This window comes from Gemmobacter lanyuensis, assembly GCF_014652355.1.
GTDB lineage: Bacteria > Pseudomonadota > Alphaproteobacteria > Rhodobacterales > Rhodobacteraceae > Gemmobacter > Gemmobacter lanyuensis.
In genome coordinates this window covers 566490-586621 of the sequence record NZ_BMYQ01000001.1, presented here as the reverse complement: position 1 = coordinate 586621, position 20132 = coordinate 566490, and the positions used below count along the sequence as shown (strand labels likewise).

Genomic DNA, 20132 nt, shown 5'->3' with positions numbered 1-20132 from the left:
CAGTGCCGACGCGGGCGGCGGTGGTCACTGATTTTCCCCTTGGTCCTGCTGATGGCGGGCAAGTTCTTCGATCACCTCACCCCAAAGCTTGGGCGGCTGCGCGCCCGAAAGCACATAGGTATCGGCCACGATGAAGGTCGGCACCGCCGAGATGCCCTTTTCGCGGGCGTGCCGTTCGCGGGTGCGGATCACGTCAAGGTCTGCCTCGGACCCCAGAAGCCGCGCGATGACATCGGGGTCAAGCCCAGCCTCGCCAGCGATCTGCGTCAGCACCTGCTGGTCGCCAATGTCGCGCCCCTCGCGCCAATAGGCGCGGAACAGGGCCGAGACGACGGGCGTCTGCCGCCCCTCAAGCCCGGCCCAATGGATCAGGCGATGGGCGTCCAGCGTGTTGGGCGTGGTGCGGATGGCCTCAAAGTTGAAGGCGACCCCGGCCTCGCGGCCCAGCTCTTCCAGCCGCAGATGGGCCGCCACGGTGCGTTCCTGCGTGCCGAAGATCCGCAGCAGGTAATCGGCGCGGTCCACACCTTCGCGCGGCATTTGCGGCGCAAGCTGGAAGGGGTGCCATTCGATCAGGAAGGGGTGTTCGGGATGCGCTTCCAGCGCGCGATCCAGATTGGCCTTGCCCAGGTAGCACCAGGGGCAGATCGGATCGGAAAAGATATCAAGACGGATCATTTCGGGTTCCAAAGACTTGCAAGAAGACGACGGTTCAATTTGCCGTTGGCATTCCGGGGCAGGGACGGGACATGCTGCCAGAGCCGGGGCTGACGATAGCGGGCAAGACGACTGGCTGCGAAGGCAGAATGCACGTCCGGGTCCACGGGTTCCGGCCCGGTGTAAAAACAGGCAATGACACGGGTGCCTGGCTTGATTTCGACCTCGGCCACGGCCCAATCCTCAGCGCCCGGCAGGCCCGCAAGCGCGGCCTCGACCTCAAGCGGCGAGACGCGGAAGCCGCCGGGGTTCATCTGGTCATCCCGCCGCCCCAGATAGCGCAGGGCGCCATCCTCGGCCATGTCCACGGTATCGCCAGTCAGGAACCAGTCGCCGTGGAAGCGGGCCGCGGTGGCGGTCGGATCATCCAGATAGCCCAGCATCAGGCCGGGGTCGCGGCGGTCAATGGCCAGCTGCCCGGCCGTGCCGCGCGGCACCGGGGCGCCGATGTCATCCAGCACCGCAATGCACCGCCCGGGCTGCGGATAGCCGGTGGTCCCCTCGGGCGCTGGGCGCGCGGGGCTGCCGGAAACAAAGGTAGAACATTCCGACATCCCCAGCGCCTCATGCAGATCGGTGCCGGTGGCCGCGCGCCAGGCTGCGCGCAGATCCGGGGTCAGGCTTTCCCCGGCGCTGAGCCCATGGCGCAGCTTCGGCAGTGCGGGCAGGGGCGCCCGCAGCATCTGCCGGAACACCCCCGGCGCTGCGGCAAGGATCGTCGCATCGAAGCGCTTGAGGAGCAGCGGCAGTTGCGCGGGCGTGACCCCCGCGCCGGGGATGAGCGCGGTCGCCCCCAGCGTCCAAGGGTCCAGAAGCCCGGTGCCGAGCGTATAGGTCCAGTTGAAAGCCCCGGCATGGAGGATACGGTCGCTCTCGCCCAACCCCTCCCACCCGTCATGCATCAGCGCGCGGGACAGGATCGCCCGATGGGCATGGACCACCGCCTGCGGCTGCCCCGAGGTGCCGGAGGTGAAGATGACATAGGCCGGGCGTTCGGGGGCACCCATATGCCACTCACAAGGGGGCAGATCGCCCATGCGGGCCAGATCGACGGCGGGCAGCACGGGCGCGGGGCTTTCGGGCAGGGCCACGCCATCCCCTGCGATGATCAGCGCAGGCGCGATGCGCGCGGCCATCGCGGTGATTTCCGGCCCCGTCAGCTGGGCAGAGGTCGGCACCGGCACCAGACCCGCCGCAATCGCGCCCAGAAAGGCCACCGGGAATTCCGGCACATTGCCCAGACGCAGCAGCACCCGGTCGCCCGGCGCCAGGCCCAGCGCCAGAAGGCCGGTGCCTGCACCCCGGACGGCAGCAAGCAGGCGCGCATAGCTCCAGCGCTCGGCCCCGGTGGGGCGCACGATCTGCATGGCCATCTTGTCGGGCAGGGCCGCGCCACGCGCCAGCACATGCGCCGCCAGATTGAATGGTCCGGGCGCGGGGGGATGGGGTTCTGCGGAGGTGACGGAAAACATGCGAGGTTGCTAGACCTGCAAGCCTTTCGTTGCAAGATGGCCAAGCCTGCCGTAATGCACAATCACGATGCAGAAACACGAAACGCCTTCGCTGATCCGGATCGCCCGTGAAAACGGGGCAGATGCCGCTGTGGAACCGATCAACCTTGGCATCCGGGTGCGCGAACTTCGCAAGGCGCGCGGCTGGACGCTGGAACAGGCAGCCAATCAGGCGGGCTTGGCGCGATCGACCCTGTCCAAGATCGAAAACGGCCAGATGTCGCCCACCTATGAGGCGCTGAAGAAGCTGGCCGAGGGTTTGGCGATTTCCGTGCCGCAACTCTTTACCCCGCCGTCCAAGACGCAGGTGAACGGACGCCTGGCCCTGACCAAATCGGGCGAGGGGCAGGCCCATGCCACCGCCACCTATGAACATGAGCTTCTCGCCGCTTCGCTGCGGACCAAGCAGATGCTGCCCTACCGCGCCACCATCCGCGCCCGCCAGATTGAGGAATTCGACGGCTGGGTGCGCCACGACGGGGAAGAGTTCCTCTATGTGCTGACAGGGGTGATCCGGCTGTTCACCGAATTCTACGAACCCGTCGATCTGCGCCGGGGCGACAGCGCCTATTATGATGCCTCCATGGGGCATAACGTCATCAGCCTGAGCGAAGAGGATGCGACCATTCTCTGGGTGACCTCGCTCGCCTGAGGAAAAATCCCGTTAGCGCAAACGGTTAGGGGTGGCGATGCGTCGCAGCTGCGTATGATTGTCGCAGGGGCCTTGCCGCAATAGGCTATCCCCATACGGGGGGAGAGACGTATGCGTATTGCGATTCTGTCGGACATTCACGCCAACCGCGAGGCCTTTGCCGCGGTTCTGAAAGATGTGGAGCAACGACGGGTCGAACAGATCGTGATGCTGGGGGATATCGTGGGTTATGGCCCCGATCCCGAATGGTGCTGCGAGAAGGCGCGCGCTTTGGTCGAGGCCGGGGCCGTGGCGATCAAGGGCAACCATGATGCGGCAGTAGCGGTGCCCGATACCGCGATGAACATCACCGCCCGCCGCGCGATGGAATGGACGCGCCCCCGCCTTTCGCCAGAACAGCAGGCCTTCCTATCCGCCCTGCCGATGCAGCACCGCATCAACGATCTTCACTTCGTCCATGCCAGTGTCAATGACATGCAGGACTGGATCTATGTCAGCAATGAACAGCGGGCCATGCCCTCGTTCCGGGTGTCGGATGCGCGGGTGATTTTTTGTGGCCATGTCCATGTTCCACATTTGTTCAGCTGCGACATGGTGGGGCGCGTGCAGGAACAGCGCATCCCGGCCGGGGCCTCGACCCTGCCGCTGATCCGGTCGCGGCGCTGGCTCGCGGTGCTGGGGGCGGTGGGGCAGCCGCGCGACGGGCGGGCGCTTGCGGCCTGGTGCCTCTACGACAGCATCACCAATGAGCTGACCTTTCACCGTGTCCCCTATGACACCGGGGCGACGGTCGCCAAGCTGCGAGGGCACGGCCTGCCTGAAAGCCTTGCCATGCGTCTGCTGATGGGGGCCTGATCCATGCGTGTGCGCCCCCAGACCGGACTGGACATTGACGGCTTCACCCTGGGTGAAAAGCTGCATGAGGGCGGCTTTGCGACGATATGGGAGGTGACGCATCCGCTCTATCGTACGCCCCTTGTGATGAAGGTGCCGAAGATCCTGGATGGCTATGACGGCCCGACCATCGTGGGCTTCGAGGTCGAGCAGATGATCCTGCCCCGCCTGACCGGGCCGCATGTGCCCAAGGTCTATGGCGTCGGTGACTTCTCCGTCATGCCCTATGTGGTGACGGAACGTATCCCAGGGGAATCGCTCTTGGTGCGGTTCCGTGATGCACCCTTGCCAGTGTCGGATGCGATCGAGCTTGCCGCGCGCATGGCCGATGCGCTGCATGATCTGCACCGCCAGCATGTGATCCATCTGGACCTCAAGCCCGAAAACTTCCTCCAGCGTCCCTCGGGCGAGATGGTGCTGGTTGATTATGGCCTGTCGCGCCATGACCAGCTGCCCGACCTGCTGGCTGAGGAATTCACCATTCCGATGGGAACCTTCCCCTATATCGCGCCGGAACAGTTTCTGGGTGCGCGGAACGATCCGCGGTCTGACATCTTCGCGCTGGGCGCGATGATCTATCAGGCGGCCACGGGCAAGCTGCCATTCGGCAAGCCGGAAAAGCTGCGCGGGGTCAGGCCGCGGCTTTGGCGCGATCCGGTGCCGCCGCGGGCGCTGGTGCCCGACATGCCTGATTGGCTGCAAGAGATCATCCTGCGTGCGCTCGAGGTGGACCCGGCCAAACGCTATCAGACGGCGGCGCAGATCCAGTTTGACCTGACCCATCCGGCGCAGGTCAAGCTGACGGCGCGGGGGCTGAAACAGCGGCAAGATGGTGCGGGCGTGGTCTGGCGGCGCTGGTGGAAGATGCGGGGCGTCAAGGGCTTTGCCGCCCCCGTCAGCGTGCAGGAACAGATCGGCAAGGCCCCCATTCTGCTGGTTGCGGTGGACCTTTCGCCCGAGATGGAGGCGCTGGCGGATCTGCTGCGCCAGAATGTGCAGCGGATGCTGGTGACGCAGCCCGACATGCGGGTCGCCTGCGTCAATGTCATCAAGACAAGCCGCATCGCGATTGACGCCACCGTGGATGATGAGGGGCAGAATTTGCATGTCGCCCGGCTTGTGGGCCTGCGCCACTGGGCCGAAGGCATCGATCTGGGCGAGGAACGTCTGACCTTCACCGTGCTGGAAGGCACCGATCCCGCCGCCGCGATCATCGATTATGCGGGCCACAACAATGTGGATCACATCCTCATGGGCGCGCGGGGCCATTCCTCGACGCGGCGCTATCTCGGGTCGGTGTCAAGCCAGGTGGTGGCCGAGGCGCATTGCAGCGTCACCGTCATCCGCAGGCGCGGTGCCGATGAGGCGGCCGAGCCCGAGGCCGCCGCCGCTGAATAAGCCGGACCGGGCAGGCCGGGCCTTAGCCCAGCCAGCCCGAAACCCGCATGGCGCCGCCCGAAATGTCGCGCCCGATCCCGTCTACGGTATTGCACCCGGCCAGCGCCCCAAGCGCCAGGATCAGCATCAGTTTCTTCATTTTCTCTGCCTCGGTTCTTCTTGTTGGACCGGCCCGCAGCGGCGTGACGCTGCGGGCCGGAACGGTCATTTTTCCATCCACCACACGTCGGGCTGCCAGCCGGGCCAGTCGCCATAGGCGGGCAGGCGGTCGGGGTAGTGGAGGCCCTTGCGATAGGCGATGCGTGCCACCTTCGAATACCATACCGGAATGACATATCTACCCGTCGTCAGCACACGATCAAGCGCCTGTGTCGCATCGGCAAATTCCTGCGGGTCTTTGGCCGACAGCATGGTCTGGATCATCGCCTCGGCCGCGGGAGAGTTGATGCCCGGCCAGTTGCGGGTTCCCGGTTCGGTCACGCCCTTGGCACCCCAGTAGAGCATCTGCTCATTGCCCGGAGAAAGGGTCAGAGAGCGGATGTAATGCGTCATGTCGAACTTGTAGTCGGTCGTCCGCTCTTTGTACTGGGCATTGTCCACGGTCGTCAGACGGGCCTCGATGCCCAGCCGCTTCAGCGCCTCGATATAGATATTGGCGGCCGAAATCATTTCGTCCTGACCATTGGTCAGCAGGATTTCAAAGGCGAAGGGCTTGCCCTCGGCATTTTTCAGCGTGCCGTCCTGCACCGACCAGCCTGCCTCTTCCAGCAGCTTCGCCGCCGCCCGCATGTTCTTGCGGTTGGCTTCGGACCCGTCGGCCACGGGGGGCTGATAGCCGTCCAGCGCACCGGGCAGCAGATCGGCAGCAAAGGGGGTGAGCAGGTCTTTCACGCGGCCCTCGGCCGGGGTGCCGGGCGCGGCGCCCAGGAACGAGTTCCCGAAGTAGGAGGTGATGCGCGGCTGCACGCCCCCCGTCAGCGTCTGGTTTACCAGTTCAAAGTTGAAGGCCAGGGTCAGCGCCTCGCGCACGCGCCAATCGGCGAACAGCGGGTTGCGGGTGTTGAAGGCAAACCCTTCGATCCCCGAAGGGCGGCTGTGCGGGATTTCGGCTTTCAGCACCTCGCCCGATTGCACCGCCGGGAAGTCGAAATTCGCCGCCCATTTCGCTGGGTTGGTTTCGCGGTAGGTAGAGAGCGCCCCGCCCTTGAAGGCCTCGAACAGTGCGGTATCGACGCCGTAATATTCGATGCGGATTTCTTCAAGGTTATGCATGCCCTTGTAGAAGGGCAGATCCTTGCCCCACCAATCAGGGTTCTTGCGGAAGCTGATGAACCGGCCCGGTTCGATATCGGCCACGACATAAGGCCCCGACCCGATCGGCGGTTCGAGCGAGGATTCGTCAAAGGCCTTGCCCTCCCACTGCGCCTTTTTCAGGATCGGCCGCAGCCCGAGGATCAGCGGCAATTCGCGGTCCACGGTGTTGAAGGTAAAGCGCACCGACCGCGGGCCGGTCACTTCGGCCTTGGCGATCTTGGCCCAGGCCCCGGCATAGCGCGGCTGGCCCTTGGTCCCCAGCGTCTCGAAAGACCAGATCACATCTTCGGGCGTGACCGGGCTGCCATCGGAAAAGCGTGCATTTTCGCGCAGCGTGAATTCCGCGTAAGACCGCGCCTCATCAGTCTGGATGCTTTCGGCCAGCACACCATAGAGCGTGAAGGGTTCGTCCAGCGACCGGCCCATCAGCGTTTCCACCGTAAAAGCGGTGACTTGGCTGGGGGCGTTCCCTTTCAGGATGAAGGGATTGAGGCTGTCGAACCCGCCCATTTCCCCCAAGACGATTCGCCCGCCCTTGGGCGCATCCGGATTGGCATAGGGCAGCGCCGTAAAATCGGCCGGCAGCGCCGGCGCGCCATACATCGCGATGGATGGCTGGGGTGAGTCGCCCATCACCGGACCCGCCGCGAGCATCAGCCCCGCAAGCAGCCCGATTCTCTGCCGATGATTGAAAAAATTGAGTCCCATTGCGGCAACAATCCCTCGAAGCCCTGTTTTTCTTGGCTCAACCATAGGTCCGCTTCCGTGGTTTTTCAAACTTTTAACTTGGACTGAAGGCTCTGGCGGGGTATAAGAGACTTACTGCTCGATAGGTTTCTTGCCTGTATGAAACCTGCCTCAAAGACTTAACGCCGGCCTTGCGCCGGCGTTTTTTTTGTGATTCGGGCCGCATTTTTCCGTTGAGTGCGACTTTCCGCCATCACCTGCCGCTTGGGCCTTTCCTCGGCCTGCGAAGCGCCTATTCTCGCACCCTCAGCATGTAGCGGGAGAAGCAGGATGACCCTTCAGGGCAAGCGCGCGATTGTGACCGGGTCCAATTCCGGGATCGGGCTTGGGGTGGCGGTGGAACTGGCCAAGGCCGGGGCCGAGATCGTGCTGAACAGCTTTACCGACCGGGATGAGGATCACGCGCTGGCCGCGCGCCTTGCCGCCGAGACCGGTGTTCCCGTGCGCTATATCGCCGCCGACATGTCGAAAGGTGCCGATTGCCGCGCGCTGGTCGAAAAGGCCGGGGGCTGCGACATTCTGGTGAACAATGCGGGCATCCAGCATGTCGCCCCGGTCGAGGAGTTTCCGGTCGAGAAATGGGATGCCATCCTGGCCATCAACCTCAGCTCGGCCTTCCACACCACCGCGGCAGCGCTGCCGGGGATGAAGGCCAAGGGCTGGGGGCGGATCATCAACATCGCCTCGGCCCATGGCCTTACGGCCTCGCCGTTCAAATCGGCCTATGTGGCCGCCAAGCATGGCGTGGTGGGCCTGACCAAGACCGTGGCGCTGGAGGTTGCGGGGCAGGGGATCACCTGCAACGCGATCTGCCCCGGCTATGTGCTGACCCCGCTGGTCGAGGCGCAGATCCCCGATCAGATGAAGGTCCATGACATGGACCGCGAAACCGTGATCCGTGAGGTGATGTTGCAGCGCCAACCCTCGCGCCAGTTTGCCACCACCGAACAGCTGGGCGGTACGGTCGTGTTCCTGGCCAGCGCCGCCGCAGATCAGATCACGGGCACCACCCTCAGCGTCGATGGGGGGTGGACGGCGCTGTAAAGGGCGCGCGGCGGTGCTGCGCCTGAACCTCGCGCTGCAAGGGGGCGGTGCGCATGGCGCCTTCACCTGGGGCGTGCTGGACCGCCTGCTGGAAGAGCCTGACCTCGAAATCGCCGCCATCACCGGCACTTCGGCGGGCGCGCTGAATGCGGCGGCTTTGAAGGCCGGGTGGCTTGCGGGCGGGGCCGCGGGCGCGCGGGCCAGCCTCGATCAGCTTTGGGCCGAAATCGGGGATCTGGGCGATTTGCGCGTGACCCGATGGATCAGCCAGACCTTCCCCTTTGCCACCGCCCTGACCGAGGCCATGGCCGAGACTTTGCCGGTGTCGGCCGCGGGTCTGGCCGCGCAGGTCTATTCGCCCTACGCTTGGGGGCCGTTCTGGCAGAACCCGCTGGCCGAGGTTGCGGCGCGCTTTGACTTTGCCGCCATCTGCGCCGCGCAGGGGCCAGAGCTTTTCGTTTCGGCCACCAATGTCCGCACCGGCAAGATCCGCGTCTTTGCGGGGGCGGAGATTTCGCCTGCGGCCCTGCTGGCCTCGGCCTGTCTGCCGACGGTCTTTCAGGCGATCGAGATGGAAGACCCCGCCACCGGCCAGACCGAGATCTTCTGGGATGGCGGCTTCACCGGCAACCCGGCGCTGTTCCCGCTCTATCTGCCGCATCTGCCCGATGACATCCTTCTGGTGTCGATCAACCCGCTGCGGCGCGAGGCGCTGCCCATGACCCCGGTCGAGATCCAGAACCGCATCAATGAAATCAGCTTCAACGCCGCCCTTCTCGGCGAATTGCGGGCGGTGAATTTCGTGAAGCGGCTGATCGCGCAGGGGCGGATGCCTGCGGGCGCCATGAAGGACCTGCGGCTGCATGTGATCGCCGATGACGCGCTGATGAACGGGCTGGGCGCGGCCTCAAAGCTTGCGCCGTCGCCCGCGCTGCTGGCGCGGCTGAAGGCGGCTGGACGCGCGGCCTGTGCGCAATTCCTGACCGATCACCGCGACGCCATCGGCCGCAACAGTTCAGTCGATCTTCGCGGCCTCTTCGGCTAGGGTGCGCATCTCCTTGCCCGAAGGCGCCACCAGCCCGGCCGAAACGATGAGCTTCACCGCATCATCCGCCTTCATATCGAGAAGGATCACATCCTCTTCCGGCACGTAAAGCAGGATGCCCGAGGTCAGCGGCGTCAGCGCAAGGAAAACCGCGATCATCTTCTTGTCTGACGGCAGGCGGGCCGCGATTTCGCCTTTGGCGGTGGTCGCGACAAAGCCCACGGCCCAGCTGCCGGGGCGCGGAAATTCGACCAGACAGGTCCGGTCAAAGCTTTTTTCGGATTTGGCAAAGAAGGTTTCGGTGATCTGCTTGAACCCGCCATAGACCGACCGCACCACCGGCATGCGGTCGACCAGCGCCTCGGTCTGGGCAATGACCGAACGTCCGATCAGGCCCTTGGCGATCCAGCCGATGATGACGGTGAAGATCAGAAAGACGATGACGCCAAGGCCCCGCGTGGGGAAATTGGCATCCGGGCCGATGTAGAATTCCACCAGCTGCTCCGGCCGCCATCCCCAGGGGATCAGCGGCAGGATCCAGCTGTCGATCCAGCCGACGACCGTATAGACAAGATAGATCGTCAGTCCGATGGGCAGAACGACGACCAGCCCGGTCAGAAAGCTTGCGCGCAGCCCGGCCAGAAGGCCGCCGCGTTTCTTGGGGTGGTCCTGATCCTGCACTGCCGTCTCCTTGCCTTGGCCTTATGTAAGGGCTGCGGGGCGGCCCTTACAATTGCTGCAGCGTGAAAAAACCGTTCAGCCGCGCAGACGGGCGATTTCGACGGCAATTGCTGCGCCCAGACGTGCATTGTTCAGCACCAGCGCGATATTGGCGGTCAGCGAGCGGCCTTCGGTCATGGCGAACATGCGGTCGAGCAGGAAGGGCGTGACCTCCTTGGCGGCGATGCCCTGCGCCTCGGCCTCGGCCAGTGCGGCTTCGATCACCGGCTGGATTTCGGCGCGCGCGATCTCGGCCTCGGCCGGGATCGGATTGGCGACCAGCTGCCCACCCTTGAGCCCCAGCACCCCGCGCATCAGATGGGCGCTGGCGATCTGTGCCGGATCATCCATCCGCAGCGGAGATTTGAGCCCCGAGGAGCGCGACCAGAAGGCCGGCAGTTCGTCCTGCCCCACTGTGATGACCGGCACGCCCTGGGTTTCCAGCACTTCGAGCGTTTTCGGCAGATCGAGGATGGCCTTGGCCCCTGCCGCGACAACGGTGACGGGTGAAAGGCCAAGTTCGATCAGATCGGCCGACACGTCGAAGGTGGTTTCCGCCCCGCGATGCACACCGCCGATGCCCCCCGTGGCAAAGACATGGATGCCCGCCATGGCGGCGCAGATCATCGTGGCCGCCACCGTTGTGGCCCCCACGCGCCCCAGCGCCACGCAGACTGGCAGGTCGGCGCGCGACAGCTTCATCGCATCCGGCGTCTGGCCCAGCGTGTCGAGCTGCGCGTCTGACAGCCCGATCAGGATCTGCCCGCCCATGACGGCGATGGTCGCAGGCACGGCGCCATGGGCGCGGACCTCGGCCTCGACCGCGCGGGCGGCCTCGACGTTCTGGGGGAAGGGCATCCCGTGGGTGATGATCGTCGATTCCAGCGCCACCACCGGGTGACCGGCATCAAGCGCGGCGCGGACTTCGGGGGCATAGGTGATCGGCAGGATGCTCATGATCCGATTTCTCCTGAAACATAGGTTGCGGCGGCGCGCAATGCGGCGGCCAAGGCGGCCTCGCGCGGATCGCCCCGGCGTTCCGCCACGATATGGGCGGCCATGAAAGTATCGCCCGCGCCGGTGATGCGCGTCACCAAAACCTCGGGCGGACGGTCGGAAATCACACCCTTGCCGCGCGTGCCTTCGGCGCAGGGGTTGCCGCCATGCGTCACCAGAACGCGATGCGCGCCACGCTCCAGCAGGGCGGCGGCCGCTTCGGGTGCGGTGGGGTGATGGGCGGCGCAGAGGATATTAGCCTCTTCAAGGTTCACGTAAAGCGTGGCCCCCGGATGGTCCAGCAGCGGGCGCAGCCGTTCGGCCTTGCCGGGGCTTGCGGGGGCCACACGCAGGTCAGCCCGCGCAAACAGCGGCGACTCGGCGATTTGCGCCAGCAGCGGTTCCGTCAGATTGCCATCCAGGGCGATCAGCCCCGACCAGGGGGCCTCCTCGCTTCCCAGTCGCCCATCGGCCAGCGGGCGCAGGATCTTGTCGCCCGACGCTTCGAGCGAATGGGCATCGGCGATTGCCGCGATCAGGCCATTTGCGCCTTCGACCGCCATATAGCGGTCGGTCGGCAGGTCATCGCTGCGATAGATATGGTCGGTGACCATGCCCATCCGCGCACAGGCGGCGACCAGTTCGTCGCCTTCGGGGTCGCGGCCGATGGTGGTCAGCAGGCCGGGCGTCAGGCCAAAGCGGCGCAGTGTCATGGCGATGTTCATCGCCACGCCCCCCGGCAGGCGCGTGATGCGCCCCGGCACGTCCGAGCCAAGCCGCATCACCGTGGGCGAGCGGCCGATGATGTCCCACAGAACGGAACCAATGCAGAGGATATCCGGTGTCATGACGCCTTTTCGCCCAAGCCCGTGTCGCCCGCAAGCGCCGAGATGCCGCCCAAGTCCCGCAATCAGCCGGAAATGAGGCCCGTGCCCCGGATGCCGTCAATCACGAATTGCACCGATAGCGCGGCCAGCAACATGCCCAGAAGCCGGGTGATCACGATGGTCCCGGTGCGACCGAGCATCCGTTCCAGCGGCGGGGCGGCCAGAAGGAAGGTAAAGGTCGTCAGCATCACCACCAGCATCACCCCGATCACCAGTGCCGTGCCGGGAAGCCCGCCACCTGCCTGTCCGACCAGCAGGATCATGGTGGCAATCGCCCCCGATCCGGCAATCAGCGGCGTGGCCAGCGGAAAGACCGAAGGGTCGTGGTCGGGTTCGGCATGCTGCCCCTCGCGCCGCTGGGTGCGGCGTTCGAACAGCATATCGAGCGCGGTCAGGAACAGCAGGATCCCGCCCGCGATGCGGAAGGCGGGCATGGTGATCCCGATGAAGCCCAGAAGCGCCTCGCCCGCGATGGCGAAGGCCGCAAGGATCGCGACGGCGATGATGCAGGCCCGCAGCGCCAGCGACCGCCGCCGCGCGACCGACATGCCCCGCGTGAGCGCGATGAACAGCGGCACCAGACCCGGCGGGTCGATCACCACGAAAAGCGTGGCAAAGGCGGTGATCAGAAATCCGGTGTCCATCCTGCGCCCCGTTCCGCGGTTCCAGGCGCCATGGTGGCCGGGAAGGGCGCCTGACGCAAGGCCTTGTGCGCGCAAAGGAAAAGGGCACCCGCGCGGGGTGCCCTTCATCGGTTCGGGTCTGCCCGATCACTCGGCCGCGATGGCGGCGTTGTCGTAGGTCAGGAAGCGGCCTTCATCGGCGATGAAGCCCTTGTCGTTGAAACCGGCCTCATGCGACCCGAAGGGCATCTGCGCGCGCAGCTTCCAGCTTGCCGGGACGTTGAAGGCCTTGGCGGCGGGTTCGTCCGCGATGGGGCTGTAGTGCTGCAGCGAAGCACCAAGGCCCGCATCCGCCAGCGCATTCCAGACCGAAATCTGCGCCATGCCCGCCGAATGTTCCGAGAAGGTCGGGAAGGCATCGGCGTAGAGGGGGAAGTTTTCCTGCAGACCCTTCACGGTGTCCTGATCTTCATAGAACAGCACGGTGCCCACGCCCGCGGCAAAGGCCTTCATCTTGGCTTCGGTCGGGGCAAAGGCATCGGCCGGAACGATGGCGCGCAGGGCGTCTTCGGTCAGCTGCCAGAATTTCTCCGAAGCCTCACCGAACAGGATGACGGCGCGCGAGGATTGCGAGTTGAACGACGAAGGCGTCAGGCGGATCGCTTCCTTGATCAGCGCCTCAAGCTCGGCATTCGAGAGCGAGACATTGCGCCCCAGGGCGTATTGGGTGCGGCGCTTTTGCAGGGTGGCGATGGTCGGGTTGGTCATGGCAGGGTTTCCTTCAAATTCCTGCCGATGATGTGCGCCTGCAGAAAGCAAGGTTCAATCCCGGAAAGCTGTGCAATTCCGCAGGTTTGGCGTTCGCTCTGGCACAGGTCGTCTGCCTTCGTGCGTCGGTTGCGGCGGTTGCAACCCCGGCGGGCGGACCAAGGCGCCTCAGCGCGCCTCGGCCGCGTCCAGCTTTTCCTGCGCCTCAAGCCACATGGCCTCGGCCTTGGATTCGGCCTGTTCCAGCTCGGCGAACTTGGCGGTCCAGATGGCGAGATCGGCCTTCTTCGCCTCGTCATAGAGCGCAGGGTCGGCCAGCTTGTCCTGCAGCTTGGCGCGCATCTCGGCCAGCTTTGCCAGCCGATCCTCGCATTTGCGCACCTCGGACCGCAGGGCCAGCACCTCGTCGCGTCCCGCCTTGCGCGGCTTTTCCGGAGGCTTGGTCGCCTCTTTCACCGGCTCATCCCCGGCCAGCAGCTCGGCCCGGTAGGTCTCCAGATCCTTTTCATAAGGCGTGACAGCGCCACCCTTGACCAGCCAGAGCCGGTCCGCCACCAGCCCCAGCAGGTGCATGTCGTGGCTGACAAGGATCACCGCGCCGGAATATTCGGTCAGCGCCTCGACCAGCGCCTCGCGGCTTTCGATATCGAGGTGGTTGGTCGGCTCGTCAAGGATGAGGAGATGGGGCGCATCGATCGTGGCCAGCAGCAGAGAAAGCCGTGCCTTCTGCCCCCCCGACAGCCGCCCGACCACCGTCTCGGCCTGTTCCGCCATCAGGCCAAAGCCCGCCAGCCGCGCCCGCAGCCGCGCCTGATGTTCTTCGGGGCGCAACCGCTGCACATGTTGCAGGGGTGTTTCATCGACATGCAGCTCTTCGACCTGATGCTGCGCGAAAAAGCCGATCCGCAGCTTGCTGTGCCGGGCAAGCGTGCCCCCCATGGTGGCAAGCTTGCCCGCCAACAGCTTCGACAGGGTGGATTTCCCCTCGCCATTGCGACCCAGCAGGGCGATGCGGTCATCCTGATCAATCCGCAGGTTCAGCCGCCGCAGGATCGCCTTGTCGCCATAGCCGACCGTGGCATTGTCGAGGTTGACGATGGGCGGCGACAGCTCCTCGGGTTCGGGGAAGGTGAAGACCATCTTGCGCGCCTCTTCCGGGGCGGTGATGGGCTGCAGCTTTTCCAGCATCTTCACGCGGCTTTGTGCCTGCGCGGCCTTGGTGGCTTTCGCCTTGAACCGGTCTACGAAACTTTGCAGATGCGCGCGCCGCGCCTCGACCCGCTTGGCCTCGGCCTGAAGCACAGCGTTGCGCTCGGCCATCTGACGGGCGAACTGATCATAACCGCCCTGCCAATAGGTCAGCTTCCGGTTGTCGAGATGCAGGATCCCCTGCACCGCGCGGTTCAGAAGCCCGCGATCATGACTGATGATCAGCACGGTATGGGGGTATTTCTGAAGGTAGCTCTCAAGCCAGAGCGCCCCCTCGAGGTCGAGGTAGTTGGTCGGTTCGTCCAGAAGCAGATAGTCAGGCTGTGCGAACAAAACCCCCGCGAGCGCCACGCGCATCCGCCACCCGCCCGAGAAATCGGAACAGGGGCGCAGCTGCGCCTCGGCATCAAACCCAAGCCCCTTGAGGATCGCGCTCGCGCGGCCCTCGGCGCTCCAGGCGTCGATGTCGGCAAGGCGGGTCTGGATCTCGGCAATGCGATGCGGATCCGTCGCCGTCTCGGCCTCTGCCAGCAGCGCGGTGCGCTCGGTATCGGCCTGCAAGACCGTATCGATCAACGAGGTGGACGAGGACGGCACCTCCTGCGCCACGCCACCGATCCGGGCGCGGGCGGGAATGGTGATCTCGCCGCCCTCAAGCGACAGCTCGCCCCGGATCAGCCGGAAAAGCGTGGTCTTGCCCGCGCCGTTGCGCCCGACAAGACCCACCTTATGACCGGTGGGAATGGTCGCCGAAGCCCCTTCGAACAGGGGGCGGCCTTCGATTGAATAGGTGAGGTCAGAGATACGCAGCATGATGGTGCTGCCTTGCCCGCCTTTGCGCGAGGCGTCAACCGCGAAGCGGGGGCCAGCCCCCGCACCCCCGGGATATTTAGACCAAGATGAAAGGGGATCGGGGCGCTGATTTCATCTTGGCAAAAATATCCCGGGGGAGGCGCGCGGCACGCGCGGCGGGGGCAGAGCCCCCTTCTTCTGTCACGCCCTTTTCAACATGCGCCGCGCATGGTAGAGCGCGCCCACAATCCCGGCGCGGGGGGCCATCCCCGCGCCTTATCTACATGGAGAGCCAAATGGCCATCGAACGCACCCTTTCGATCATCAAGCCCGACGCCACCAAGCGCAACCTGACCGGCAAGATCGTCGCCAAATTCGAAGAGGCCGGCCTGCGCGTCGTCGCTTCGAAGCGCATCCACCTGTCGCCCGCTCAGGCTGGCCAGTTCTATGCCGAGCATGCCGAGCGTCCGTTCTACGGCGAGCTGTGCAGCTTCATGGCCTCCGAGCCGGTCGTGGTGCAGGTTCTGGAAGGCGAAGGCGCCATTGCCAAGAACCGTGAAGTGATGGGCGCGACCGATCCGGCCGCCGCTGCTGAAGGCACCATCCGCAAGGAATTCGCCCTGTCGAAAGGCGAGAACTCGGTCCACGGTTCGGACAGCCCGGAATCGGCTGCCCGCGAGATCGCGTTCTTCTTCTCGGGTCTGGAGCTGGTGGGCTGATCCCATCCGCATGCTGCGGTCCGTCAGGGCCGGGAACACAGGCAGGGGCCGTCCGTTCGGGCGGCCCTTTCCTTTTTCGGGGTCTAGCGCCGGGGCGCCGGGATGACGCCGAGGGCGGAAAGCGCCGTTTCGAGGTCGCGCGGCAGGCCCGAGGGGGCGGCGGTGGCCAGCGCCTCGGCCTTCAGCTGGTCGAACCGCTGGCGCAGGGCCTTTTTCTCTTCGCCCTTGCAATCATTCCAGGGGCGGCCCTGCAGGCCCATGACCAGCACGTAATATCCGATGAAATGCGGCGGGCTGCCGGATTTCATCAGCGCAAGATAGCCCGCATCGGCGCCCATCGCGCGCAACTCTTCTGCGCTGCGGATGCCAGCACGCGCGAAGGCGGCCTCGGTCGCCGGGCCAAGATTGGGAATGGTCGAGATCGCGGTGGGCATGGGCGGCTTCCAAATGACAAAGGCCAGCCTATCGGCTGGCCCGGTCGCGGCAAGGGGGAAGTGCTGTGGTGATGCCCGACGGACGCCCCCCTTACGGCAGGATCAGATCGAGGCCCAATCGCGGAAGATCGGCTGGCTGCCCTGCTGTTGCTGGGGCGCGGGTGTTTGCGCGCCGCCCTGCTGTTGCTGGGGCTGTTGGGCGCTTTGCTGTTGGGCCATGTCATTGCTCCGGGTCTATGGCACTTCGGTCAGGCGGTGGCACGCTTTTCTGCGAGTCGGTCGGGAACCGGTCGCGGGGGATAGGCGTTCGTGCCGCTTTCGTCTGGAAATATGTCGGCCCGGCGCAGGGGGCAAGGGCTTTCGCTGGGGCGAACCCGGAATTGTGATTAAAGTTTTGGCAGTTTGTGAACTTTGCCACAGGGGAGAGGGGACGGCAGCCTGCGGCCCCGCGCCATCCGGGTCGGATGCGCGGGACGGCGGGGCATCCGGTCAGGATGCGGGCTGGGCCGGAAAGCCGATCTCGGCCAGCGTGGCAAGCAGCGTTTCCAGCGGGGCAGAGCCCTCGATTTCAGCGGTGCGGGCGGCGGGGTCGAAACGGATGGCGGTCACGCCCGGCAGGGGGCCAAGGGCTGCTTCGATCGAGGCGCGGCAATGGCCGCAGCTCATGTCGGGGATGGAAAGTTTGGTCATGGGAGCCTCCTTCGATCTTGTCAGGATGCAGCTTCCTGCGGGGGGAAGGTCAAGCGCAAAGCGATGTGGCGGAAAGCCGCCGGAAAATGTACTGGCCGGCCCTTGACCTTCCCGTGACTGGAAACCTTATCTGGGACGGTGAAAGGAGATCCGCCATGGATATGCCGAAAACCGAAACCGCCCGTTTTCACCTAGAGGGGATGACCTGTGCCTCTTGTGTGGCGCGCGCCGAGCGGGTGCTGACGGCCCAGCCGGGGGTTGCTGCCGCGCGGGTCAATCTGGCCGACGAAAGCGCCGAGGTGCGCTTTGCCGCCCCCGCCACGCGCGAAGGTCTGGCCGGGGCGCTGGCCAAGGCCGGCTATCCCGCACGCCAGATCACACTGCAACTTTCGGTCGAGGGGATGACCTGTGCCTCTTGCACCGGGCGGGTGGAGCGGGTGCTGGCGGCCCAACCCGGTGTGATCGAGGCGCGCGCCAATCTGGCAGCGCGGCGAGCCACGGTCACGATGTGGGAAGGGGCGGCCACGGCCGAGGCGCTGGCCGGGCTGGTGACCAAGGCGGGGTTCGCCGCCGCACCGCTGGACGATGCCGATCCGGGCGCGCGGGCGAAGGAATTGCAGCGGCTGATCCGGGATGCCTGGATTGCCGGGGCGCTGACGCTGCCGGTCTTTGTGACCGAAATGGGCGGGCATCTGGTTCCGGCCTTTCACCACTGGCTGATGGGACTTGCGCCGCAATCGGTGCTTTGGGGGGTGCAGTTCGTGCTGGCGACGCTGGTCCTTCTGTTCCCGGGGCGGCGGTTCTTTCTGAAAGGGGTGCCGGCACTGCTGCGCGGGGCGCCCGACATGAACAGCCTTGTGGCCGTCGGCACGGCCGCGGCCTGGGCCTATTCGACGGTGGCGACCTTTGCCCCCGGCCTTTTGCCCGACACCGCGCGGGCGGTGTATTTTGAGGCTTCAGCCGTGATCGTGGTGCTGATCCTGATTGGCCGCGCGTTGGAAGCGCGGGCGCGGGGGCGGGCGGGCGCGGCGATTGCCGGGCTGATCGGCCTGCAGCCCAAGGTCGCGCAGGCAGAGGGGCCGGAGGGCTTCATCGAAACCCCGGTGGCCAGCATCCGGCCCGGCACGCGGCTTTTGGTCCGTCCGGGGGAACGTATTCCGCTGGATGGCACGGTGGAAGAGGGACAATCGGCGGTGGATGAGGCCATGCTGACCGGCGAGGCGATCCCGCAGGCCAAGGCGCCGGGCGACCGGGTCACGGGCGGCACGGTGAACGGCACCGGCGCGCTGGTGCTGCGTGTCACGCAGGTCGGCAGCGATACGGTGCTGTCGCGCATCATCGCCATGGTGGAAGAGGCGCAATCGGCCAAGCTGCCGGTGCAGGCGCTGGTCGATCGCATCACGCTCTGGTTCGTGCCGGTGGTCATGGCGGTGGCGCTGGTGACGGTGGCGGTGTGGCTGCTGCTGGGGCCGGGGCTGGCCGAGGCGCTGGTGGCGGGGGTTTCCGTCCTCATCATCGCCTGTCCCTGTGCGATGGGGTTGGCGACGCCTGTGTCGATCATGGTCGGCACCGGGCGCGCGGCCGAGCTGGGCGTTCTGTTCCGGCGGGGCGAGGCGTTGCAGACCCTGTCCGAGGTCACGCGGGTGGCCTTTGACAAGACCGGCACCCTGACCGAGGGCAAGCCCGTGCTGACCGATCTGAAACCGGCCTCGCCGCATCTGCTGCGTCTGGCGGCGGCGGTCGAGGCGCGGTCGGAACATCCGCTGGCGCGGGCCGTGGTGCAGGCGGCCGAGGCGCAGGGGCTTGATATCCCCCCGGCCGAGGATTTCAGCGCCACCCCCGGCCACGGTGCCGAGGCGATGGTAGAGGGCCACCGCATCACGCTGGGCGCTGCGCGCATGTTCCCCGACGGTCTTGGTCCTTGGCTGACCGAGGGTGAGGGCTTCGCCGTGCAGGGCCGCACGCCGATCTATCTGGCGGTGGACGGGCGCCCCTTGGGGGTTCTGGCCGTCGCCGACCGGGTAAAGCCGGGCGCGGCGCCTGCGGTGCGGGCGCTGGCGGGGATGGGCGTGGACAGCAGCATGATCACGGGCGACGCCAAGCGCGTGGCGCTGGCCATCGGCGCAGAGCTGGGCATCCGTGATGTCCATGCCGAGGTGCTGCCCGCGGGCAAGGTGTCCGAGGTTGCGGCCCTGAAACCGGGGGTGGCCTTTGTGGGCGACGGCATCAACGACGCCCCGGCGCTGGCGGCGGCGGATGTGGGCATTGCGATCGGCACCGGGACCGATGTCGCCATCGAGGCCGCCGAAGTGGTGCTGATGTCGGGCGAACCGATGGGCGTGGCCACGGCCATCCGGCTCAGCCGGGCGGTGATGCGGAACATCCGGCAGAACCTGCTCTGGGCCTTTGGCTACAACGTGGCGCTGATCCCGGTGGCGGCAGGGGTGTTGGTGCCCTTTGGCGGGCCGCAGCTTTCGCCCATGCTTGCGGCGGGAGCCATGGCGCTGTCTTCGGTCTTTGTGCTGACCAATGCGCTGCGTCTGAAGCGCATCAAGCCAGTGGAGGATGCGGGATGAACATCAAGGACGTGGCCGAAAAATCCGGTCTGCCTGCCAAGACCATCCGCTATTACGAAGAGATCGGGCTGATCCGCCCGCTGCGGCAGGCCAATGGCTATCGCGTCTTTCGGGACAGCGATCTGCACAAGCTGGCCTTTTTGGGGCGGGCGCGCAGTCTTGGCTTTTCGATCGAGGATTGCCGCGCGCTGATGGCACTTTACGAAGACAAATCCCGCGCCAGCGCCGATGTGAAGGGCGTGGCCCTGGCGCAGCTGGACCGGATCGAGGCCAAGATCGCGGAATTGCAGGCGATGAAGCGCACGCTGTCGGATCTGGTCACGGCTTGCGCGGGCGACGGGCGACCCGAATGTCCGATCCTTGTCGGGTTGGCGGAAGGGGCCTGCTGCTGACCTC

20 protein-coding genes are annotated in these 20132 nt (G+C 65.8%); 8 read left to right on the top strand and 12 right to left on the bottom strand.

Features of this window, described 5'->3' with window-relative positions; all coding sequences use genetic code 11:
* Window positions 1–24: 24 nt before the first annotated feature.
* Both IE101_RS02820 and IE101_RS02815 read right to left on the bottom strand, forming a co-directional pair.
* Window positions 25–678: a DsbA family oxidoreductase gene (locus IE101_RS02820; RefSeq protein WP_189632266.1), complete on the bottom strand. Its 654-nt coding sequence runs from the start codon at window positions 676–678 to the stop codon at window positions 25–27.
* A complete protein-coding gene (locus IE101_RS02815) occupies window positions 675–2189 on the bottom strand; it encodes a class I adenylate-forming enzyme family protein (RefSeq protein WP_189632265.1) in 1515 nt (504 codons plus the stop codon). The genes IE101_RS02820 and IE101_RS02815 overlap by 4 nt, the downstream gene beginning before the upstream one ends.
* A gap of 67 nt (window positions 2190–2256) precedes the next feature.
* Here IE101_RS02815 and IE101_RS02810 point away from each other — a divergent pair, with 67 nt between their 5' ends.
* The 3 genes from IE101_RS02810 to IE101_RS02800 all read left to right on the top strand — a co-directional run bounded on the left by IE101_RS02810 (window position 2257) and on the right by IE101_RS02800 (window position 5172).
* Window positions 2257–2880 (top strand): helix-turn-helix domain-containing protein, encoded by a 624-nt coding sequence (locus IE101_RS02810; RefSeq protein WP_189632264.1) that lies wholly within the window; start codon window positions 2257–2259, stop codon window positions 2878–2880.
* A gap of 111 nt (window positions 2881–2991) precedes the next feature.
* The gene (locus IE101_RS02805; RefSeq protein ID WP_189632263.1) at window positions 2992–3735 is read left to right on the top strand and encodes a metallophosphoesterase family protein; all 744 of its coding nucleotides are present in this window, start codon (window positions 2992–2994) and stop codon (window positions 3733–3735) included.
* A 3-nt stretch (window positions 3736–3738) separates the two neighbouring features.
* Window positions 3739–5172: a bifunctional serine/threonine-protein kinase/universal stress protein gene (locus tag IE101_RS02800; RefSeq protein ID WP_189632262.1), complete on the top strand. Its 1434-nt coding sequence runs from the start codon at window positions 3739–3741 to the stop codon at window positions 5170–5172.
* Window positions 5173–5194: 22 nt separating this feature from the next.
* On the opposite strand, the gene IE101_RS02795 is transcribed toward IE101_RS02800, so the two are convergent.
* A complete protein-coding gene (locus IE101_RS02795) occupies window positions 5195–5311 on the bottom strand; it encodes an entericidin EcnA/B family protein (RefSeq protein ID WP_189632261.1) in 117 nt (38 codons plus the stop codon).
* A gap of 65 nt (window positions 5312–5376) precedes the next feature.
* Entirely contained in the window at window positions 5377–7239 is a 1863-nt protein-coding gene (locus IE101_RS02790; RefSeq protein WP_189632260.1) for an extracellular solute-binding protein, read from the bottom strand.
* 264 nt (window positions 7240–7503) lie between these two features.
* Between IE101_RS02790 and IE101_RS02785 the strand changes: the two genes are divergently transcribed.
* Together IE101_RS02785 and IE101_RS02780 are read left to right on the top strand one after the other, a co-directional pair.
* Window positions 7504–8277, top strand: a complete 774-nt coding sequence (locus IE101_RS02785) for a 3-hydroxybutyrate dehydrogenase (protein WP_189632259.1) — start codon at window positions 7504–7506, stop codon at window positions 8275–8277.
* 13 nt (window positions 8278–8290) lie between these two features.
* A complete protein-coding gene (locus tag IE101_RS02780) occupies window positions 8291–9322 on the top strand; it encodes a patatin-like phospholipase family protein (protein ID WP_229803998.1) in 1032 nt (343 codons plus the stop codon).
* Here the strand turns inward: IE101_RS02780 and IE101_RS02775 are convergent.
* The 6 genes from IE101_RS02775 to IE101_RS02750 form a co-directional block, all read right to left on the bottom strand.
* Window positions 9293–10003 (bottom strand): DUF502 domain-containing protein, encoded by a 711-nt coding sequence (locus IE101_RS02775; RefSeq protein ID WP_189632257.1) that lies wholly within the window; start codon window positions 10001–10003, stop codon window positions 9293–9295. The two genes, IE101_RS02780 and IE101_RS02775, sit on opposite strands and share 30 nt — an antisense overlap.
* A gap of 75 nt (window positions 10004–10078) precedes the next feature.
* The gene (locus IE101_RS02770) at window positions 10079–10999 is read right to left on the bottom strand and encodes a pseudouridine-5'-phosphate glycosidase (RefSeq protein WP_189632256.1); all 921 of its coding nucleotides are present in this window, start codon (window positions 10997–10999) and stop codon (window positions 10079–10081) included.
* Window positions 10996–11886, bottom strand: coding sequence for a PfkB family carbohydrate kinase (locus tag IE101_RS02765; RefSeq protein ID WP_189632255.1), 891 nt, complete (start codon window positions 11884–11886; stop codon window positions 10996–10998). The genes IE101_RS02770 and IE101_RS02765 overlap by 4 nt, the downstream gene beginning before the upstream one ends.
* A gap of 62 nt (window positions 11887–11948) precedes the next feature.
* Window positions 11949–12569 (bottom strand): MarC family protein, encoded by a 621-nt coding sequence (locus IE101_RS02760; protein WP_189632254.1) that lies wholly within the window; start codon window positions 12567–12569, stop codon window positions 11949–11951.
* A gap of 126 nt (window positions 12570–12695) precedes the next feature.
* Complete coding sequence (locus IE101_RS02755) at window positions 12696–13316, bottom strand: nitroreductase family protein (protein ID WP_189632253.1); 621 nt, start codon at window positions 13314–13316, stop codon at window positions 12696–12698.
* Between the two features lie 168 nt (window positions 13317–13484).
* Window positions 13485–15338 carry an ABC-F family ATP-binding cassette domain-containing protein gene (locus tag IE101_RS02750; RefSeq protein ID WP_189632252.1) on the bottom strand — a complete coding sequence of 618 codons (1854 nt, stop codon included), beginning with the start codon at window positions 15336–15338 and terminating at the stop codon, window positions 13485–13487.
* 275 nt (window positions 15339–15613) lie between these two features.
* Between IE101_RS02750 and ndk the strand changes: the two genes are divergently transcribed.
* Entirely contained in the window at window positions 15614–16036 is a 423-nt protein-coding gene (gene ndk, locus IE101_RS02745; protein ID WP_189632251.1) for a nucleoside-diphosphate kinase, read from the top strand.
* An 83-nt stretch (window positions 16037–16119) separates the two neighbouring features.
* Here ndk and IE101_RS02740 read toward each other — a convergent pair whose 3' ends face one another.
* Window positions 16120–16470, bottom strand: coding sequence for a TfoX/Sxy family protein (locus IE101_RS02740; RefSeq protein WP_189632250.1), 351 nt, complete (start codon window positions 16468–16470; stop codon window positions 16120–16122).
* A gap of 489 nt (window positions 16471–16959) precedes the next feature.
* Window positions 16960–17160, bottom strand: a complete 201-nt coding sequence (locus tag IE101_RS02735; RefSeq protein ID WP_189632249.1) for a heavy-metal-associated domain-containing protein — start codon at window positions 17158–17160, stop codon at window positions 16960–16962.
* Window positions 17161–17315: 155 nt separating this feature from the next.
* Here IE101_RS02735 and IE101_RS02730 point away from each other — a divergent pair, with 155 nt between their 5' ends.
* The gene (locus tag IE101_RS02730; protein WP_229803997.1) at window positions 17316–19736 is read left to right on the top strand and encodes a heavy metal translocating P-type ATPase; all 2421 of its coding nucleotides are present in this window, start codon (window positions 17316–17318) and stop codon (window positions 19734–19736) included.
* Window positions 19733–20128: a Cu(I)-responsive transcriptional regulator gene (gene cueR / locus IE101_RS02725; protein WP_189632248.1), complete on the top strand. Its 396-nt coding sequence runs from the start codon at window positions 19733–19735 to the stop codon at window positions 20126–20128. Before IE101_RS02730 ends, cueR begins: the two co-directional genes overlap by 4 nt.
* Window positions 20129–20132 lie beyond the last annotated feature (4 nt).

Excerpts from the sequence above, each read along its gene's own strand:
- IE101_RS02820 (WP_189632266.1), bottom strand. The coding sequence starts at position 678 with ATGATCCGTCTTGATATCTTTTCCGATCCGATCTGCCCCTGGTGCTAC.
- IE101_RS02815 (WP_189632265.1), bottom strand. The coding sequence starts at position 2,189 with ATGTTTTCCGTCACCTCCGCAGAACCCCATCCCCCCGCGCCCGGACCA.
- IE101_RS02810 (WP_189632264.1), top strand. The coding sequence starts at position 2,257 with ATGCAGAAACACGAAACGCCTTCGCTGATCCGGATCGCCCGTGAAAAC.
- IE101_RS02805 (WP_189632263.1), top strand. The coding sequence starts at position 2,992 with ATGCGTATTGCGATTCTGTCGGACATTCACGCCAACCGCGAGGCCTTT.
- IE101_RS02800 (WP_189632262.1), top strand. The coding sequence starts at position 3,739 with ATGCGTGTGCGCCCCCAGACCGGACTGGACATTGACGGCTTCACCCTG.
- IE101_RS02795 (WP_189632261.1), bottom strand. The coding sequence starts at position 5,311 with ATGAAGAAACTGATGCTGATCCTGGCGCTTGGGGCGCTGGCCGGGTGC.
- IE101_RS02790 (WP_189632260.1), bottom strand. The coding sequence starts at position 7,239 with ATGGTTGAGCCAAGAAAAACAGGGCTTCGAGGGATTGTTGCCGCAATG.
- IE101_RS02785 (WP_189632259.1), top strand. The coding sequence starts at position 7,504 with ATGACCCTTCAGGGCAAGCGCGCGATTGTGACCGGGTCCAATTCCGGG.
- IE101_RS02770 (WP_189632256.1), bottom strand. The coding sequence starts at position 10,999 with ATGAGCATCCTGCCGATCACCTATGCCCCCGAAGTCCGCGCCGCGCTT.
- IE101_RS02765 (WP_189632255.1), bottom strand. The coding sequence starts at position 11,886 with ATGACACCGGATATCCTCTGCATTGGTTCCGTTCTGTGGGACATCATC.
- IE101_RS02760 (WP_189632254.1), bottom strand. The coding sequence starts at position 12,569 with ATGGACACCGGATTTCTGATCACCGCCTTTGCCACGCTTTTCGTGGTG.
- IE101_RS02755 (WP_189632253.1), bottom strand. The coding sequence starts at position 13,316 with ATGACCAACCCGACCATCGCCACCCTGCAAAAGCGCCGCACCCAATAC.
- IE101_RS02750 (WP_189632252.1), bottom strand. The coding sequence starts at position 15,338 with ATGCTGCGTATCTCTGACCTCACCTATTCAATCGAAGGCCGCCCCCTG.
- ndk (WP_189632251.1), top strand. The coding sequence starts at position 15,614 with ATGGCCATCGAACGCACCCTTTCGATCATCAAGCCCGACGCCACCAAG.
- IE101_RS02740 (WP_189632250.1), bottom strand. The coding sequence starts at position 16,470 with ATGCCCACCGCGATCTCGACCATTCCCAATCTTGGCCCGGCGACCGAG.
- IE101_RS02735 (WP_189632249.1), bottom strand. The coding sequence starts at position 17,160 with ATGACCAAACTTTCCATCCCCGACATGAGCTGCGGCCATTGCCGCGCC.
- IE101_RS02730 (WP_229803997.1), top strand. The coding sequence starts at position 17,316 with ATGGATATGCCGAAAACCGAAACCGCCCGTTTTCACCTAGAGGGGATG.
- cueR (WP_189632248.1), top strand. The coding sequence starts at position 19,733 with ATGAACATCAAGGACGTGGCCGAAAAATCCGGTCTGCCTGCCAAGACC.